Genomic DNA, 229 nt, shown 5'->3' with positions numbered 1-229 from the left:
ATCTTGCTCCATGAAAATTTCTATTATTTTTTTATTTTCTCGGAATTTATCATTAAGACTGGAATTAAGTCCTTTTGAATTAACAAATTCGCTTTTAAAGTTAGTACTTAGATTCTTTAATAAATCTCTTTTTTGTATTAACGAATAAGTAAATAGATCCAAGTGATAATCTATCGCTTTTATGGCAAATAACCACCTTTTTTCTTCATCATTATTGTAATAAGACAAA

1 protein-coding gene is annotated in these 229 nt (G+C 24.9%); it reads right to left on the bottom strand.

Features of this window, described 5'->3' with window-relative positions:
- Positions 1-229: lantibiotic dehydratase C-terminal domain-containing protein (locus SB725_RS34300; protein ID WP_410923844.1), on the bottom strand; the 229-nt coding region annotated here is incomplete at both ends.

This window comes from Pseudomonas sp. SIMBA_041 (genome assembly GCF_046535095.1).
Taxonomy (GTDB): Bacteria; Pseudomonadota; Gammaproteobacteria; order Pseudomonadales; family Pseudomonadaceae; genus Aquipseudomonas; species Aquipseudomonas mucoides.
Note: the sequence above shows the minus strand (reverse complement) of the source record. Positions and strands in the feature narration are given on the sequence as shown.